Origin of the sequence: Pedobacter arcticus A12 (assembly GCF_000302595.1) — a bacterium.
Taxonomy (GTDB): Bacteria; Bacteroidota; Bacteroidia; order Sphingobacteriales; family Sphingobacteriaceae; genus Pseudopedobacter; species Pseudopedobacter arcticus.
The window spans coordinates 788815-804829 of the sequence record NZ_JH947125.1; the positions used below are offsets into that span (position 1 = coordinate 788815).

19 protein-coding genes are annotated in these 16015 nt (G+C 37.0%); 18 read left to right on the forward strand and 1 reads right to left on the reverse strand.

Features of this window, described 5'->3' with window-relative positions; all coding sequences use genetic code 11:
* Positions 1-192: 192 nt before the first annotated feature.
* Entirely contained in the window at positions 193-1662 is a 1470-nt protein-coding gene (gene guaB / locus B176_RS0104675) for an IMP dehydrogenase (protein ID WP_017257624.1), read from the forward strand.
* 57 nt (positions 1663-1719) lie between these two features.
* On the opposite strand, the gene B176_RS0104680 is transcribed toward guaB, so the two are convergent.
* Positions 1720-2166: an RrF2 family transcriptional regulator gene (locus B176_RS0104680; RefSeq protein WP_017257625.1), complete on the reverse strand. Its 447-nt coding sequence runs from the start codon at positions 2164-2166 to the stop codon at positions 1720-1722.
* 316 nt (positions 2167-2482) lie between these two features.
* On the opposite strand from B176_RS0104680, the gene B176_RS0104685 reads away from it, so the two are divergent.
* From B176_RS0104685 to B176_RS0104765, 17 genes are all read left to right on the forward strand, one after another.
* Entirely contained in the window at positions 2483-5392 is a 2910-nt protein-coding gene (locus B176_RS0104685; protein WP_017257626.1) for a TonB-dependent receptor, read from the forward strand.
* 60 nt (positions 5393-5452) lie between these two features.
* Positions 5453-6385 carry a sulfite exporter TauE/SafE family protein gene (locus B176_RS0104690; protein WP_017257627.1) on the forward strand — a complete coding sequence of 311 codons (933 nt, stop codon included), beginning with the start codon at positions 5453-5455 and terminating at the stop codon, positions 6383-6385.
* 87 nt (positions 6386-6472) lie between these two features.
* The gene (locus B176_RS0104695) at positions 6473-7366 is read left to right on the forward strand and encodes an aldo/keto reductase (RefSeq protein WP_017257628.1); all 894 of its coding nucleotides are present in this window, start codon (positions 6473-6475) and stop codon (positions 7364-7366) included.
* A 22-nt stretch (positions 7367-7388) separates the two neighbouring features.
* Positions 7389-7976, forward strand: coding sequence for an LOG family protein (locus B176_RS0104700; protein WP_017257629.1), 588 nt, complete (start codon positions 7389-7391; stop codon positions 7974-7976).
* A 140-nt stretch (positions 7977-8116) separates the two neighbouring features.
* Entirely contained in the window at positions 8117-8935 is an 819-nt protein-coding gene (locus tag B176_RS0104705) for a phosphatase PAP2 family protein (protein WP_017257630.1), read from the forward strand.
* 69 nt (positions 8936-9004) lie between these two features.
* The gene (locus B176_RS0104710) at positions 9005-9517 is read left to right on the forward strand and encodes a YdeI/OmpD-associated family protein (protein WP_017257631.1); all 513 of its coding nucleotides are present in this window, start codon (positions 9005-9007) and stop codon (positions 9515-9517) included.
* A 4-nt stretch (positions 9518-9521) separates the two neighbouring features.
* Positions 9522-9845, forward strand: coding sequence for a Rieske (2Fe-2S) protein (locus tag B176_RS0104715; protein ID WP_017257632.1), 324 nt, complete (start codon positions 9522-9524; stop codon positions 9843-9845).
* Between the two features lie 111 nt (positions 9846-9956).
* On the forward strand, positions 9957-10394 hold the full coding sequence (locus B176_RS0104720) for an RrF2 family transcriptional regulator (protein ID WP_017257633.1): 438 nt from the start codon (positions 9957-9959) through the stop codon (positions 10392-10394).
* 49 nt (positions 10395-10443) lie between these two features.
* Positions 10444-10776: a hypothetical protein gene (locus tag B176_RS0104725; protein ID WP_154647887.1), complete on the forward strand. Its 333-nt coding sequence runs from the start codon at positions 10444-10446 to the stop codon at positions 10774-10776.
* Positions 10760-12580, forward strand: a complete 1821-nt coding sequence (locus tag B176_RS0104730) for a cbb3-type cytochrome c oxidase subunit I (RefSeq protein ID WP_237739795.1) — start codon at positions 10760-10762, stop codon at positions 12578-12580. Before B176_RS0104725 ends, B176_RS0104730 begins: the two co-directional genes overlap by 17 nt.
* A gap of 6 nt (positions 12581-12586) precedes the next feature.
* On the forward strand, positions 12587-13594 hold the full coding sequence (locus B176_RS0104735; protein ID WP_017257636.1) for a cytochrome c: 1008 nt from the start codon (positions 12587-12589) through the stop codon (positions 13592-13594).
* Between the two features lie 5 nt (positions 13595-13599).
* The gene (locus B176_RS0104740) at positions 13600-13884 is read left to right on the forward strand and encodes a hypothetical protein (protein ID WP_040540045.1); all 285 of its coding nucleotides are present in this window, start codon (positions 13600-13602) and stop codon (positions 13882-13884) included.
* Positions 13884-14294 carry a hypothetical protein gene (locus tag B176_RS0104745; protein WP_017257638.1) on the forward strand — a complete coding sequence of 137 codons (411 nt, stop codon included), beginning with the start codon at positions 13884-13886 and terminating at the stop codon, positions 14292-14294. The genes B176_RS0104740 and B176_RS0104745 overlap by 1 nt, the downstream gene beginning before the upstream one ends.
* Positions 14295-14314: 20 nt before the next feature.
* Positions 14315-14698 (forward strand): group III truncated hemoglobin, encoded by a 384-nt coding sequence (locus B176_RS0104750; protein ID WP_017257639.1) that lies wholly within the window; start codon positions 14315-14317, stop codon positions 14696-14698.
* A 2-nt stretch (positions 14699-14700) separates the two neighbouring features.
* On the forward strand, positions 14701-15081 hold the full coding sequence (locus B176_RS0104755; RefSeq protein ID WP_154647889.1) for a group III truncated hemoglobin: 381 nt from the start codon (positions 14701-14703) through the stop codon (positions 15079-15081).
* Between the two features lie 109 nt (positions 15082-15190).
* Complete coding sequence (locus B176_RS0104760) at positions 15191-15664, forward strand: hypothetical protein (RefSeq protein WP_017257641.1); 474 nt, start codon at positions 15191-15193, stop codon at positions 15662-15664.
* A complete protein-coding gene (locus B176_RS0104765; protein ID WP_017257642.1) occupies positions 15642-15986 on the forward strand; it encodes a 2Fe-2S iron-sulfur cluster-binding protein in 345 nt (114 codons plus the stop codon). The genes B176_RS0104760 and B176_RS0104765 overlap by 23 nt, the downstream gene beginning before the upstream one ends.
* Positions 15987-16015 lie beyond the last annotated feature (29 nt).

Below are 16015 nucleotides of genomic sequence, written 5' to 3' on the forward strand. Positions count from 1 at the left end.
CGAAATATTAAGGTGAGTCTCCCTGAAAAATCAAAGCATATTGATAACAGTGTTTCTGTAATCTTAATGAAATATTTATAGTCCGAACATGGGTAAACACGTTCCAATTTAAGATTACTGAATTTTTAATAATAATAAATCCCAAAAAAAACTATCTTTGTGCGGCAAATAGAGTACCCTAATTTATTTGCTATGCAACTTGATCCACATAAATTTTTACCCGACGGTTTAACCTATGACGATGTACTTTTAGTACCCGCCTATTCAGAGGTTTTACCACGCGAAGTTGACACTTCCACCTATCTTACAAAAAAAATAAAGTTAAACGTTCCTATTGTATCCGCAGCAATGGATACCGTTACCGATTCTAACATGGCTATCGCAATTGCGCAAGCTGGTGGTATTGGGATTTTACACAAAAACATGAGTATAACCGCTCAGGCAGATGAAGTTCGCCGTGTTAAGCGTTCAGAAAGTGGGATGATTCAAGATCCGGTTACCTTACATAAAGATGCTTTGGTTGGCGATGCTTTTAAAATTATGCGTGAGTATAAAATCGGCGGTATTCCAGTTATTTCTGAAGATAATGTTTTAGTAGGTATCATCACCAACAGAGATTTAAGGTTTCAAAAAAATATGAATCATAAAATCGCTGATGTGATGACCAAAGAAAATTTAATCACAGCGCCAGAAGGAACAACTTTAACCCAGGCAGAAACAATTTTGCAAGAGCATAAAATTGAAAAACTTCCGGTTGTTAATAAGGAAGGTAAATTAAGCGGTTTAATTACTTTTAAAGATATTCAAAAATTCAAAAATTTCCCTCTAGCCTGTAAAGATGAACACGGTAGATTAAGAGTAGGAGCGGCGGTTGGTGTTACTCCTGATACTATGGATCGTGTTGCCGCGTTGGTAAAAGCAGGGGTTGATGTAATTGCTATTGATACCGCTCACGGACATTCTGTTTATGTAATCAATCAGGTTAAAGCGGTTAAAGCGGTTTATCCAGATTTACAGGTAATTGCAGGAAACGTAGCTACCGCTTCCGCTGCCAAAGCGTTGGCTGATGCTGGTGCTGATGCCGTAAAAGTTGGTATTGGTCCGGGTTCAATTTGTACGACTAGAATTATTGCAGGTGTGGGTGTTCCACAGCTTTACGCAGTTTACGAAGCAGCAAAAGGTTTAGAAGGCACAGGCGTTCCAGTTATTGCAGATGGTGGAATTAAGCACACAGGAGATATTGCGAAAGCAATTGCAGCCGGTGCAAGCTCAATTATGGCGGGTTCATTATTTGCGGGCGTGGATGAATCACCAGGCGAAACCATCATTTACGAAGGTAGAAAATTCAAATCATACCGTGGAATGGGTTCTGTTGAAGCAATGGAGCAAGGTTCGAAAGACCGTTATTTCCAAGATGTGGAAGACGATATTAAAAAATTAGTTCCAGAAGGAATTGTTGGTAGAGTAGCTTATAAAGGTACTTTAGCAGAAGTAATGCACCAACTGATTGGTGGATTAAAAGCTAGTATGGGTTATGTTGGTGCTAAAGATATTCCAACTTTACAGAAAGCACAATTTGTACGTATCACTTCATCTGGTATCAGAGAATCTCACCCACATGATATTACCATCACTAAAGAAGCTCCTAATTATAGTAGATAGTTAGTTAGTTAGTTAGTTAGTTTTTAGTTTTAAAATATAAAATAGTCCGTAAGTATTTTACGGACTATTTTTTTTATCAATCATTTCTTTCTCTTGATTCATTAAATCAGCGATGCTGGTATTTCCCATAATAGCAATAGAGGCATCTCTTACTTTTACCATCATCTTTCTTATACTGCAAGTAACCTCATCCTTACATTCTTCACAGCGTTGATAAAAATTTAAACTCACACAAGGAAGTAATGCAATTGGCCCGTCTAAAATTCTAATAATTTCAGAAACCATAACATCTGAGGAATTTTGCATCAAAAAATAACCTCCGCCAGCTCCCATTTTACTGTTCAAAACTTTCGCTCTTTTTAAATCCAATAAAATAGATTCTAAAAACCTTTTGGGTAAACCTTCTTGCGTAGCTATTTCTGCAATTAGCATTGGCTTATTGTCTATGCTTCTGGCTAATGCAATCAGCGCTTTAATGGCGTACTTGGTTCTTTTGGTAAGCAATGGGTTATGTTTTTATCAAAAATAACATCTTTTATTTGATTTTTTATTTATCATCTTATTTCATTGTTAATCAGTTATTTATGTTCTTCAAATTAAGATGCCTTAGTTATAATCTATATAATCAGTAGATTTTATATTTTGTTTTAAAAATATCTTCGTATAATTGTCGACTAGTTTAGTAGATTATTAAGAATGAAGTTCAAAAGCTATCCATCACATCATTATTATATTGTCTTTGATTCCCGATGTTGTTGATTATTAGAATTCAAAAACCAAGGAACAATCACACAATATCAAATCGTTAAAAAATCAAAAAATGAAACTTATATATTACACAATTTTATTCATTCTTATATCCTTTGGTACAAAAGCCCAAGGCAATAATTTCATTATTATTTCAGGCACTATCATCAATCAGGATGACCAACTTCCTTTACCGGGAGCTAGCGTTACTATAAAAAATACAGTCAATGGATCATCTACAGATGCTAACGGAAAATTTCAACTCAAAACAAAAGCAGTTTACCCGTTTTATCTGTTAGTTACCAGTTTAGGTTTTAAACCTCAACAATTTGAGGTAAAAGGACCAGGGTCAGAGTTGAAAATTGCGTTAATTACCCAATCGCAATTGGGGCAAGAAGTAGTAGTAACTGCTTCTCGGGTAGAAGAAAGTATTTTAAAATCGCCAGTAGCTATTGAAAAATTAGACATCCGGGCAATCCGCGAATCTCCAGCACCAAGTTTTTACGATGCGCTCGAAAATGTAAAAGGCGTACAAATGACCACCTCTAGCTTAACCTTTAAAGTGCCTAACACCAGAGGTTTTAACATTCCTAATAACTTCCGCTTTGTACAATTGGTAGACGGTGTGGATATGCAAGCCGGTACTTTAGGTGTGCCACTTGGTAATGCAATTGGTCCAACGGAGTTAGATATTGCAAGTATAGAAATTACACCGGGGGCGGCGTCTGCTTTATACGGAATGAATGCCATTAACGGAATGGCCAACTTATTAACCAAAAGTCCGTTTTATTACCAGGGATTAAGCGTTTATCAAAAAACAGGTCTAAATCATGTGGGTGGCGGTACCGGCAGAGATTTAAGTAACCTTACCGAAACTGCGGTCAGATACGCCAAAGCCTTTAACAATAAAGTGGCTTTTAAGTTAAATGTAGATTATTTGAGAGGAACCGACTGGTTGTCTAATACAACGACCAATCAAAACCCTAATAACTTAAATACTGCAAATCCCAAATTTCCGGAGTTAAATGCAGACGCCGATAACCCAGCCTATGATGCCTGGAATAAATACGGAGATGATAATGGAAGTAACGCCGTTACGCTTAGTGGGCTAACTATTCCTGGTAAAACAGGGAGCCAAAGCATTTTGGTAAGGAGAACAGGTTATTGGGAAAAAGATGTAACCAATCCAACGGTAGATAATTTAAAATTTGATGCGGCTTTGCATTATCGTTTTAACGATAAAGCTGAACTTTCTTACAGCTACCGTTATGGGAAACTAGACGGACTTTTTCAGCGAGGAAATAAAATCCAGATGGATAATGTGGTGGTTCAAAACCATAAGTTGGAACTAAAAGGAACTGATTATTTTGTGAAATCATACATTTCTACGGAGAACAAAGGAGATTCTTACAACATTAAACCTTTGGTAGATAACTTAGAAATTACCAGCGGTGGAACAAATTCAGTTTGGGGTGCAAAGTATAAAACTGCTTTACAAAATGAATTAAATTCCGGAACTCCGCTTGTTGACGCGTTGAGAATTGGTAGAGCTGCGGCAGATGCAAGTAGGGTGGAGCCGGGAACATCAGAATTCAACCAATTGAAGAAAACCATTATTGGAATTAATAATTGGGATAACGGGGCGGTAATCACAGGAGCACCAGCAACTGGCGGTGCATGGTTAACGCAAAAAAGCAGAACTTATCACACAGATGCGCAATGGGACTTATCTAAAAAAGTAAAATACTTTGATTTGCTGATTGGCGCTGATGCGAGAATTTATGAGGTAATTCCTGATGGAAATAACTTCGTAGATTTTTCAAGACCAGTTGCGGAAAGAAACACGCCATTAGCAGATGGTACTTTCGGCGACAACGTTTACTATAAAAAGTTTGGTGGTTTTGCACAAGCTACCAAAACATTCTTCGAAGAAAAATTAAAGCTTTTTGGATCTTTAAGATTGGATTATAACCCAGAGTTTCAAGCCAAGTTTAATCCAAGATTAGCTACTGTTTATACCCTTGCAGAGCGTCATAATTTTAGAGTGTCTGTGCAAAACGGATACCGTTTCCCAGCCTTATTTGAAGCACTGTCTTTTGTGAATAACGGAAATGTAAGGCGTGTGGGAGGTTTATCTTACATTAATGATGGTTTAAATTATTTAGATAATTCTTATACTTTAGCATCAAGCGACGTATTTAACGCAGCATTAAATACAGATCTGGCTAACGGTTTAACCCCACAACAAGCAGCTTTAAAAAACAGAGATCTATTACAGGTAACTAACCTTTCTGCTACCAGACCAGAGCGTATTAACTCTTTAGAGGCCGGTTATAAAAGTATCTTGCTTGATAACAAATTAGTGGTTGATGTGGATACGTACTTAAACCAATATGATGGTTTCTTGGGCCAAGTAGAAGTTTCTGTCCCTTATACAACCGGCTTTGATCAGCAAGTAGAAGTTGGTTCTAATGAAGCTGTTTACGCCATGATCAGAGCAAATCGTGATAAACAACAAACCCGCTACCGCGTTTATACCAATGCTAAAAACACTTATAATAATTATGGCTCTTCCTTGGGCTTAACTTATAATTTCTTCCAGAAATATACGGTTGTCGGAAATATAAGCTACAATGCAATCTCCGAAAATAAGCAAAAAGACGTATTTGTAACCGGCTTTAATACACCTGCTTGGGCTACCAATCTGTCTTTCGGAAACAGGGAAATTGCTAAAAACCTAGGGTTCAATATCGTTTGGAAATGGCAGGATGCGTTCTTGTGGGAAAGCCCCTTGGTTAATGGCGAGGTTAAAGCTTTTAATACATTTGATGCCCAAGTTACCTACAAAGTTCCTCAGGCAAAAGCAACTATTAAAGCTGGCGGTACAAATCTTCTTAACACTAAATATGTGCAATACGCAGGCGGACCAACTTTGGGCGGTTTGTATTATATAGCCATAACGTTTGATGGATTATTAAATTAACAATTTATAGAAAATGTGACGGTCGGAATTAAAACACCGGCCGTTTTAATTTGAAAAAAAATGATACCCCAAAAAGAATATATAAATACTTCCTCAGAAATTTCGAGTTTTTCAGAATGTAAATGGAAAAAAACTGCAACCATTAGTTTAGTGATTTTGGGAGCAATCATAATCGTGGCATCAATTATTCAATATTATTCCTTTGAGGAAATAGAAGCATTTTTTGTCAAACATGTAGATAATGCTTTTCTATTTATGCTTGCGGTAGGCTTTTTTGCGCAATTGGTTGATGGCGCTTTGGGTATGGGTTACGGCGTTATCTCTACTACATTATTGTTGTCTGGTGGATTAAGTCCCGCAGTAATCTCTGGAAGTATACACACTGCAGAAATGTTTTCGAGTGGTGCCTCCGGTTTTAGCCATTACAAATTTGGCAACGTAAACAACAAGTTGTTCAAAACACTTTTAATCCCTGGAGTATTAGGGGCAATTGGTGGTGCTATTTTATTAAGCTATGCAGGTGATAGTTTCGGAGGTTATATAAAACCTATTATTTCAGTTTATACGCTAATATTAGGCATCCGAATTTTATCTCACGCTTTCAAAAAAGAAAAAAAACCTAAAAAAATAAAACGGGCAGGCTGGCTTGCTGGTTTCGGTGGGTTTTTAGATTCTTTTGGCGGTGGTGGTTGGGGACCAATTGTGACCAGTACTTTAATTTCAAAAGGAAAAACAGCTAAATACGTCATCGGTTCGGTAAGTTTAACAGAGTTTTTTGTAACCATGTCCAGTGCAATAACTTTTTTCGTGATCTTAGGAGTAAGTCATGTAAGCACTATTTTAGGATTAATTACCGGAGGATTGTTAGCAGCACCAATTGCCGCAAAGTTAGCTGGAAAACTGCCTGTTAGAAAGATGTTTATCGGCGTGGGAATTGTAGTATTGATTTCTAGCATCCGTATCTTGTGGATATCTGTTCATCAGTTCTTATAAAATGCAATGATTTAATAATAGACAAAGCTATTTCCATAATTAAAGCGTTAAATTTAACATCAACATTTATACATTAATCTATACAAAATGAAACCTATTTATTTAAGCGATGCCGGACCAAAAGTTTCTCCTGCAGTATACGGATTTTACAGATGGAATGACCTGGAGAGTGACCTTCCTAAAACGATGGAAGAAATCTTTAACCTTTGTATCAGTTTAGGAATTAATACTTTTGATCATGCAGATATTTACGGAAATTATTCTTGCGAGGAAGAGTTTGGTAAAATGCTAAAGAATAGCTCCGTTAAAAGGGAAGATATTGTACTGTTCACTAAATGTGGTTTGTGCGAACCTCATCCATCAAGGCCACATATTAAAACTCGCTACCTGGATTCTTCTGCAGAGCATATCAACGCAACTTTACACCAATCCTTAAAAAATTTAAAAACGGACTATGTCGATGTTTTTTTGTTGAACAACTTAGATCCAACTGCTAATTTGGAGGAAACCGCAGCGGAATTGTTGAAACTTAAACAAGCAGGAAAGATTAGAACGGTTGGTTTAAGCAATTTTACGGTGTTTCAGCACCAGCTTTTAACCTCTTATCTTAAATTACCAATTGTAACCAACCACGTAGAGCTAAATTTACTGAACACCAGCGCTTTAGAAAACGGACAGATTGATTATATGAAAGAGAAATACATGCGTCCGTTTGCTTTGGCGCCGTTAGCCGAAGGTAGAATTGCCATGGGTATGGATATTTCTGAAGTTGTGATTCGTGAAAAACTGGATGTTTTAGCGACAAAATACAATACAACTATTGAATCTGTAGCGATAGCTTGGCTATTGAAATTAGGCGCTTTGCCGTTAATTGGTACCAGAAACGAGGGTAGGATAAGAAATATCGTTGCTGCATTTGATATCGAGCTTGACAGGCAGGATTGGCATAATCTTTACAACAGCACTCGTTTATCCAAATAGTTCTAAAACATCAATTCTAACAATGATCAAATCCATTTGCGTTTACTGCGGAGCCAATTTCAATGGTGATGAAAATTTAAAAGCCGTTATTGAAGAATTAGCTACGTTGATGGTTGCCAATAATATCAAATTAGTTTTTGGAGGCGGAAGCGTGGGCGTAATGGGGCTAATTGCCGATGCTGTTTTAAATAGAGGAGGAGAAGCTATCGGCGTTATCCCTCAGTTTTTAATGGATAAAGAAGTTGGGCATAAAGGCTTAACAGAAATGATTGTAACAGAAAATATGCATCAGCGAAAGCAAAAAATGGCTGATATCGCTGATGCATTTTTAATTCTTCCCGGCGGGTTTGGAACCTTAGAAGAGTTTTTTGAAGTGTTAACTTGGTTGCAGTTGGGCTTACACCAGAAAGCAATAGGCGTTTTAAACTTTAATGGCTTTTACGATTTTCTGTTTAAACAGATGGATGTAATGGTGGAGCACAAATTTTTGAAACCCATAAATAGAGATTTGGTGATCAATGACTCATCACCTCAAAAGATTATAGACGCCATGAACATGTTTTCCGCTAAACCGGATGAAGTTTGGTTTAGAGATCGGAATTTGAGCTAAAAAATCTATTCTACCTTTTCGATTTCATAAATAGGTCAGATCTATTTTATGAAATGAGACCTTATTTTTTTTGGATTTTAACTCTTGGCAAAGGAATTGAATAGTGTGTCCAAAATGTACAATCATTAAAAAACAACAGCATGAAAAAAAGTAATTACTTCAGCATTTTAATACTTTCCATATTTATTTCCACAAACCTACTGGCTCAATCAGAGTCACCATACGAAACTAGTTTCAAATATGACGGGCCTGCAGTGGCTGCAGGTTTAGGATTAAGCTATTTAGGAGTAACATTGATCAAAAATAAAAGTGAATTAACCCCATCAGAAGTTTTAAGTAAATCAAAAGACGATGTCTTTTTTATAGATCGGTTTGCTGCAGGTAATTATTCTGAGCAAGCAGATAAGGATAGTTACATTCCTTTTTATGCTTCATTTGCAGTAGCGCCAATTGTAGCATTGATTGATGGAAAGCAAAGAAGTCATTACGGACAAGTTTCTGTGATGTTTTTAGAGACAATGTCTGCCGCTGCAGCCTCTTTTACAATTGCAGCCGGCTTGGTAGAACGTAGTCGCCCATTGGTTTACAACACCTCGTTACCAGTTGCGGACAGACAGGATAAAGACGAGCAACGTTCTTTCTTCGCTGGTCATACAACTGCAACTGCCGCTGCAACGTTTTTCGCGGCTAAAGTATTCAGTGATTTTAACCCCGATTCTAAATTGAAACCTTACGTTTGGGCTGCGGCAGCGGCGGTTCCTGCTTTAGTAGGCTATCAAAGACTAAGAGCGGGAAAGCATTTTTTAACAGATAATATCTTAGGTTATGGTGTTGGTATGGCTTGCGGTATTTTAATTCCGCAACTTCATAAAAAAACAAACAACACAAATTTATCTGTTGCACCAGTGGTAGGTTTCAATTATCAAGGCATGGGACTTACTTACAAATTTAAAAACTAGTTTCAAAAAATTAATTTTAAAAGACTCACTACAACATTTGTATTGAGTCTTTTTTGTTTCTATATTTCAATGATGATTGAATTACAGACCATTATTCATCAGTTTGACGAAAAAGGTGAGAAAACCGGCTGGACTTATCTGGATATTCCCCAGGCTATCGCGACCGAATTAAAACCAGATTGCAAAGTTAGTTTTAGAATAAAAGGAAAAATAGACAATACACTTGTTAAGGGAATTGCCTTAGCCCCAATGGGGGGTGGCGATTTCATTTTACCGTTAAAAAAAGCGATTCAAAAACAAATTGGAAAGGGAAAAGGAGCAATTGTAAACCTGTTGATAGAAGAAGACAAAGATTTTAAACTGGAAATGCCAGAAGATCTGAATGTTTGCTTATCAGACTTGGAGGGTAGTATGGAGCAGTTTAATGCAATGCCTAAATCACATCAAAACTATTATTTTAATTGGATCAACGCCGCAAAAACAGAGTTAACCAGGGTAAAGCGGATTGCACAAACCGTTGATGCCATGGAGAAGAAAATAGACTTTGGTGAAATGATTAGATATAACAAAGCCAAAAAATAGATTAATGAAATGGTTTACAATCCCACTCTCATCTTTAAGCAGTGCAGATGTGCAACTAATAGTAGTCAATAGTAAAAAACTGACGTTGGTGCAACACCAAGGAAATTATCATGTTTTTGCTAATAAATGTCCTCACGCTGGTGGCGATTTAACGAATGGCTGGTGCACAGAAGGATTTTTAGTTTGTCCTATCCATAGATATCAATATAATTTAGAAAACGGGAGAGGGGCAATTGGTCAGGGAGACTATCTGAGAAAATATCCAGTTAAAATAGTTGGAGAAAATTTGATGGTTGGTTTTAAAAAGCTGTGGTTTAAGTTTTGGTAATTCCCCAATGAACTGGTAATATTTATAATTCAGTTGATAATGTTGCGCTTTAAATAAAAGACAAAAAACTCTTTTATTATTGATGGTAGTCCATTATATTTGTACCATCAAATGGGGATTTTTTCAAAAACTTGCGAGTACGCTATCAGATCTGTTTTTTTTATTGCACATCGTACAGAAAACGGCAGTAGGGTTGGTATTAAAGAAATTGCTACGGGGATTAGTTCTCCAGAACATTTTTTAGCTAAAATTTTACAGGATTTAAGTAAAAAAGGAATTGTAAAGTCTGTTAAAGGTCCGCATGGCGGTTTTTATATGGATGAAAGTACTTTACAAAGACCTTTAGCAGATGTGGTTGAGGCAATTGATGGAAACGGCCTTTTTACCGGTTGTGGCTTAGGTCTGGTTTCTTGTTCAGAAAGCAAACCCTGTCCGCTGCATAACGAATTTAAAGTAATCAGAAAAAACATCCATGAAATGCTACTTAAAACAACTATTAAAGAGTTCAATGGCGATTTAAATTTGGGTGTAACAAATTTGAAAAAGTAATCTTTAAAAACAATAAAGGATAAAAAGGTATTAATATCAATTAAGTAATATGTATTTACAAGTGATAGATTTATATATTTCGAGTCTGTGCCAAGTGTATTCAATAAAAGGCTTAGCATTTGTTTTAGCACTCCAAACGCAAGATTATCGTTTCTTAATCAATAGCCTATTGGTTATTGCTATTGTAGTGATGATTCTGTTACTCGCTGTGATGGCGAAAAGTTTGAGGAACTTAAAAGAATCTTCCTTAAGCAGTAAAGAAAAAGGATCAGCGTGGATCAATCATAAACTATATGACTTTGATGCTGAGCAATTAAAAATCTTAATTAAAAAAATCAATAAAGCAGACAAAAATGATCAACAGGTTGAAACCAAAAATTAGTAAACAAGGCAGTTTTGTGCTGATTTTTCTTTTGTTATCAAGTATCTGCGCTTTCGGGCAAGAGCAGAAAACGAAAGATATCATTACAAACCCCGGGGTGTTAATTACTATAGTTTTGATATTAATTCCGCTTCTGATAGCTGTTTATTTAGCTACTGCGAAGGTGAGAAATCTGGTAAAGAAGGTAAAAGCACAGGATGTTAATGAACAGAAAACTGCTATTTCACAAAGTTTGCGTGAGGATGAGCTGAAAACCCTAAGGCAGTCTCTAGAAAATAGAAAAACGGCAGTTGAGTATAAATTAACCAATAAAGAACTGGGTGGAGATTTACCTCCAGAGGATGCGAAGGGTATGATCCATCGGGTAAGCGAAGTAAATATTGCTCGTTTTATTCCTGATAAAAAGCGATCTACCAAAAGACCATCAGTAAACCCCGAATTAGCTAAATTAATCATCTGGTATTTGGGCGGCGCCGCGTTCTGGTTGGTTTTAGGGACTTCCATTGGTGAGTATTTAGGGATAAAATTTGTAGCACCAGATGTTGATCATATCAGTTGGTTAAGTTTTGGTAGGTTACGCCCGGTGCATACCAATATGGTTTTCTGGGGCTGGTGTTCTTTAGCGATGATTGGCTTGGGTTATTACGTGGTTTATACGGTTAGTAATACCATAGTTAAATCGCTAAAAAGTGCTTGGTTAGCTTTCTGGCTCATCAATGCGTCCGTAATGCTGGGCTCCCTGTCTTTAATGGCAGGAATCAACAATGGTGGTGGCGAATATCGCGAGTATATCTGGCCAATCATGTTGCTTTTTGCAATTGGCGTGGTTATCACTTTAATAAATTATTTGAACATCATCGCTAAAAGAGCTACAAAAGAAATTTATGTTTCCAACTGGTACATTGTATCGGCTGTAATATTTACCATCGTAATTACTTTGGTTGCTTACTTGCCTTTTTGGCAAAATGGCTTGGGAGAAACCATTGCGCAGGGTTATTATATGCACCAAGGCGTAGGAATGTGGTTTATGCTTTTTGTGTTAGGCTTAGTTTATTATTTCCTTCCGCAACAGCTTAACACGCCAATCTATTCTTACAGTTTAGGAATTTTAGCTTTTTGGACGCAGATTTTGTTTTACACGGTAATTGGAACGCACCATTTTATTTTTAGTGCAATTCCTTGGTGGTTGCAAACTACTGCAATTGTGGGTAGTGTGGGTATGTTAATTCCAGTAGCGGCCGGTACCACCAACTTTTTGATGACCATGCGTGGTAACTTTCATAAAGTGGGCTCAAGTTATACCTTGCCGTTTTATTTAGTAGGTATTGTTTTCTATTTTACTGGTTCTTACCAAGGAACAGCCGAAGCATTTAGATCTGCCAATTTATACTGGCACTTTACAGATTTTACCGTGGCACACTCGCATTTGACCATGTATGGGATCATTACATTTTTTCTTTGGGCATTTATCTATACGTTGGTGCCTAGGTTAACTGGTAAAGAACCAACCCATGGTTTGGTTGGTGCGCATTTTTGGATGGCCTTAATTGGGATGATGTTTTATACCGTTCCGTTAATGATCGGTAGTACGTTGCGTGGTGTAGAATGGATGGAAGGAAAACCATTTATTGATACAGTGGCTAACATGGCGCCTTACTGGGTGTGGAGAGCAATTGGTGGTTCTTTAATGTGGGCATCGCATTTGATTTTTGCTTATAACCTTTACACAATGACAAGGAAAAGTGGTGACATTGATACACAAACCGTACTTTTTAATCAGTTAAACCGAGAAGATAATATTTAGATTAAGATGGAAATTTACAATAATCATAAACGCTTATTTATTGTTGCAACGGTTATGTTTCTTGCATTAACATTGTATGCAGCATTAATTCCAGCATATAGGGCGCAAGAGGATAATGCGCCATTACCCAATAGCAAGCCATTAACAGAACAAGAACTCGCTGGTAAAGCAGTTTACGTGAAAGAAGGATGTATAGCTTGCCATACACAACAGGTGCGTAACGTAGATATGGATAAAGTTTGGGGAGAACGCCCAAGTATCGCATCCGATTATGCAAGAAATAAGAGAACAGATTTTTGGCGTAACACTGCAAATCTGTTAGGGTCTGAGCGTACTGGACCGGATTTGACCGAAATTGGAAAACGTCAGCCTAGTAAAGAGTGGAATTTAATCCACCTTTTCAATCCGCGTTCGGTAGTTGGGCAATCGGTTATGCCAGCTTACCCATGGCTTTTTGAAATTAAGGAAAGTGCAGCTGCTGCAGATGTAATTGTTCAAGTTCCGGAAGAATATAGAAAAGGAATCACGGGCGATATTGTGGCTACAGAAGATGCTTTAAATTTAGTGGCTTACCTACAATCTTTAAAGCAGGTAAGTTTGCCTGATGGTAGACCAGTGCCCAAGTTCTTATATCCGAAAGAAGCAACACCAGCTTTGGCGGGCATGCCAGCAGCGGAAAGTGGAGGACTTGACGGAGCAAGTCTGTATGCTGCAAACTGTCAAAGCTGTCACCAAGCAAACGGAGAAGGTTTGCCAGGTGCTTTTCCTTCTCTTAAAGGAAGTAGTATTGTTTTAGATCCAGACCCAACAGCACTGATTACGGTAATTATGAAAGGGTATAATGGAAGAGCGAAGGAAGGTTTTCCAGAAATGCCGGCAATTGGTACAAACAATAATTTGAAACCAGAAGAAATTTCTGCAATCATCAGTCACGAGCGTACCAGTTGGGGTAATGATGCAAAAAAGGTTTCAGTAGAAGAGGTAAAGGCAATTTTAGATCAAATAGGGAAATAATGATTATGACTCAACTAAAAAAATATAAAAGTTTTTTACTGACTGTTTTGCTGATGGTTACGGCCAGTCTTACAACGTTTGCTTGTGAGGTTTGTAATAAAAACCAGCCAAAAATTTTAAGAAACATTACTCACGGAAGTGGACCACAAAGTAACTGGGATTATTTTGTGGTAATTGCAATGGTGCTTATTGCTGTTTATACTTTATACGCAACAATCCGCTGCTTTTTAAGCCGCAAAACGGAGAGCAAATATAACGACATCAAAAACACAATTTTAACACCACAATAATGAAAAGTAAAAGCGAAGTAACTTTATTTATTGACGATGAATTACAGCCAGTAGGGGTTTTTCCGACGCCAGTTTCTTTTGATTTGGATACTACAAAATTACCCGACGGCCAGCATATTCTTAAAATTGTTAGTAAAGACCATAAAGGTAAAGAAGGTATTAAAAAAATTCCTTTTGTTGTTAGAAACGGACCAGCAATAGCTATTGAGGGCTTAAAGAAAGATGAAGTTGTTGATGGTATTGTACCATTAATGATTAACTCGTACGGTAAAGGAGATCAAACTTCGTTTGTATTACATGGTAGTGAAACACCACGCAGTATCCCAATCTGGATTATTATTCTTTTGATATTGTTTGTCGGCTGGGCAGCGTTTTTTACAATCACATCTGATTCAATCTCGTTATTTTAACGAGCTTTAAAATTTGCAGTATGAAAGATATTGAGGGATTGGAAGAGATAAAGGTTTTTGTAGACGATTTCTACCAGAAGGTTAGAGAAGACGATTTTATAGGGCCTATTTTTATGAATGCCATTACCGACTGGGGGCCACATTTAGAACAGATGTATAAGTTCTGGAATGCCGCTTTGTTCGGGGTTCCGGGCTTTAGAGGAAATCCTTTCGCCAAACATGCGCCATTAGGTATTATACCTGCTCATTTTGATAGATGGCTGGTGCTTTTTGATGAAACTATAGATAGCAAATTTGAAGGTATAATGGCAGACGATGCTAAAAACAGGGCGCAGTTAATGGCAACCATGTTTATGAAAAGATTAGCAACCTTAGGCGGAGATGATAAGAAAGTAATCTATTGAGGATGATGGACTCCGATAAGCAAGATATCGCTACAGTTGCCGATATTGAAAACCTGGTTTATAGTTTTTACGATAAAGTACGGGCAAACGAAAGTTTATTCGCTGTTTTTGATCCCATTATAAAAAATAATTGGCCCGCCCATTTAGCCAAAATGGTGAGTTTTTGGTCTACACTGCTTTTATATACACGAGAGTACAAAAGCGATCCTTTAACAAGTCATATGCCTTTACCCTTAACTAAACAACACTTTGAAACATGGATGTTGTTATTTACAGAAACCTTAGATGAATTGTTTAAAGGCGAAATAGCGGAAAATGCTAAAAAAAGAGCGTTTAGCATAGCCCGGATAATGAAAGCAGTGAAAAACATCGACGTGAAATAAGTTTATTTTATAGAATAGCATAAGTTCTTCTAATTATTATCCCGGATGTGACGGAAGTCAATTTTTTATTGTTCTAAAAATTCGACATTGGAAGTCCTAAATTAAAATAATGGCAATTAAAAGTAATTCTTATATCGCAAGGCTTTCTCAAGACCATCATCTAGAGCATTCTTTTTGTAAAAGAATTGAAAAGGGAATCGAGCTAGATGTTTCTTTAGACCGCATCCGTAATTACGTTAGTTTTTTTTGGGAACAACATTTAAGAAAACATTTTTTAGAAGAAGAACAGCTTTTGTTTAAGAGTATAGATGATGTTTTTTGTACCAAAGGAAAAGAAGACCACATCTCCATAATTTCAGAAATCGAAAAAATTGTTTCGGGAAATAATGTAGGGAAGCATAATTATCTTCATTTGGTGTCCTCAATTTACCAGCACATCAATTTCGAGGAAAGAGTTTTATTTCCACATTTAGAGCTTTTACTACCCGAAGAAGAACTCAAAAATATTCAAGAACGTTTGTCGCAGTCACACTTAGATAGTTTTGAGGATGACTTTAGCGATGAATTTTGGCAGAGCAATTAATATCAGTTTGGATAATATCTCTTTTGAAATAATATACGACGGCGAACCTCACCAAATTACTACCCGTAACAATGAGTATGTAAATTTAATGATGTTGATTTATGATCGCTTTGCAGATGAAGAGTTTGGCGACTGCCGAGGAATGGGAAAATGTGGTACTTGTATGGTGGAGATATTAAACGCAAGAGAAAAGCTAGCGAGTTTCGACAGGAATGAAGCAACAACATTAGCTAAAATGGATGTAAATCAGCAAAATATCAGACTATCCTGTCAACTGATGATTGATAAAAACCTAAACGGACTACAGATTAGAGTTTTGTGATTTTAACATATTGAGATCGATCTGTTGAT

Bases quoted from the DNA above. Each gene is read 5' to 3' on its own strand.
- B176_RS0104755 (WP_154647889.1), top strand. From the start codon at position 14,701: ATGATGGACTCCGATAAGCAAGATATCGCTACAGTTGCCGATATTGAA.
- B176_RS0104745 (WP_017257638.1), top strand. From the start codon at position 13,884: ATGAAAAGTAAAAGCGAAGTAACTTTATTTATTGACGATGAATTACAG.
- B176_RS0104715 (WP_017257632.1), top strand. From the start codon at position 9,522: ATGAAATGGTTTACAATCCCACTCTCATCTTTAAGCAGTGCAGATGTG.
- B176_RS0104685 (WP_017257626.1), top strand. From the start codon at position 2,483: ATGAAACTTATATATTACACAATTTTATTCATTCTTATATCCTTTGGT.
- B176_RS0104740 (WP_040540045.1), top strand. From the start codon at position 13,600: ATGACTCAACTAAAAAAATATAAAAGTTTTTTACTGACTGTTTTGCTG.
- B176_RS0104700 (WP_017257629.1), top strand. From the start codon at position 7,389: ATGATCAAATCCATTTGCGTTTACTGCGGAGCCAATTTCAATGGTGAT.
- B176_RS0104720 (WP_017257633.1), top strand. From the start codon at position 9,957: ATGGGGATTTTTTCAAAAACTTGCGAGTACGCTATCAGATCTGTTTTT.
- B176_RS0104750 (WP_017257639.1), top strand. From the start codon at position 14,315: ATGAAAGATATTGAGGGATTGGAAGAGATAAAGGTTTTTGTAGACGAT.
- B176_RS0104690 (WP_017257627.1), top strand. From the start codon at position 5,453: ATGATACCCCAAAAAGAATATATAAATACTTCCTCAGAAATTTCGAGT.
- B176_RS0104725 (WP_154647887.1), top strand. From the start codon at position 10,444: ATGTATTTACAAGTGATAGATTTATATATTTCGAGTCTGTGCCAAGTG.
- B176_RS0104705 (WP_017257630.1), top strand. From the start codon at position 8,117: ATGAAAAAAAGTAATTACTTCAGCATTTTAATACTTTCCATATTTATT.
- B176_RS0104760 (WP_017257641.1), top strand. From the start codon at position 15,191: ATGGCAATTAAAAGTAATTCTTATATCGCAAGGCTTTCTCAAGACCAT.
- B176_RS0104735 (WP_017257636.1), top strand. From the start codon at position 12,587: ATGGAAATTTACAATAATCATAAACGCTTATTTATTGTTGCAACGGTT.
- guaB (WP_017257624.1), top strand. From the start codon at position 193: ATGCAACTTGATCCACATAAATTTTTACCCGACGGTTTAACCTATGAC.
- B176_RS0104765 (WP_017257642.1), top strand. From the start codon at position 15,642: ATGAATTTTGGCAGAGCAATTAATATCAGTTTGGATAATATCTCTTTT.
- B176_RS0104710 (WP_017257631.1), top strand. From the start codon at position 9,005: ATGATGATTGAATTACAGACCATTATTCATCAGTTTGACGAAAAAGGT.
- B176_RS0104695 (WP_017257628.1), top strand. From the start codon at position 6,473: ATGAAACCTATTTATTTAAGCGATGCCGGACCAAAAGTTTCTCCTGCA.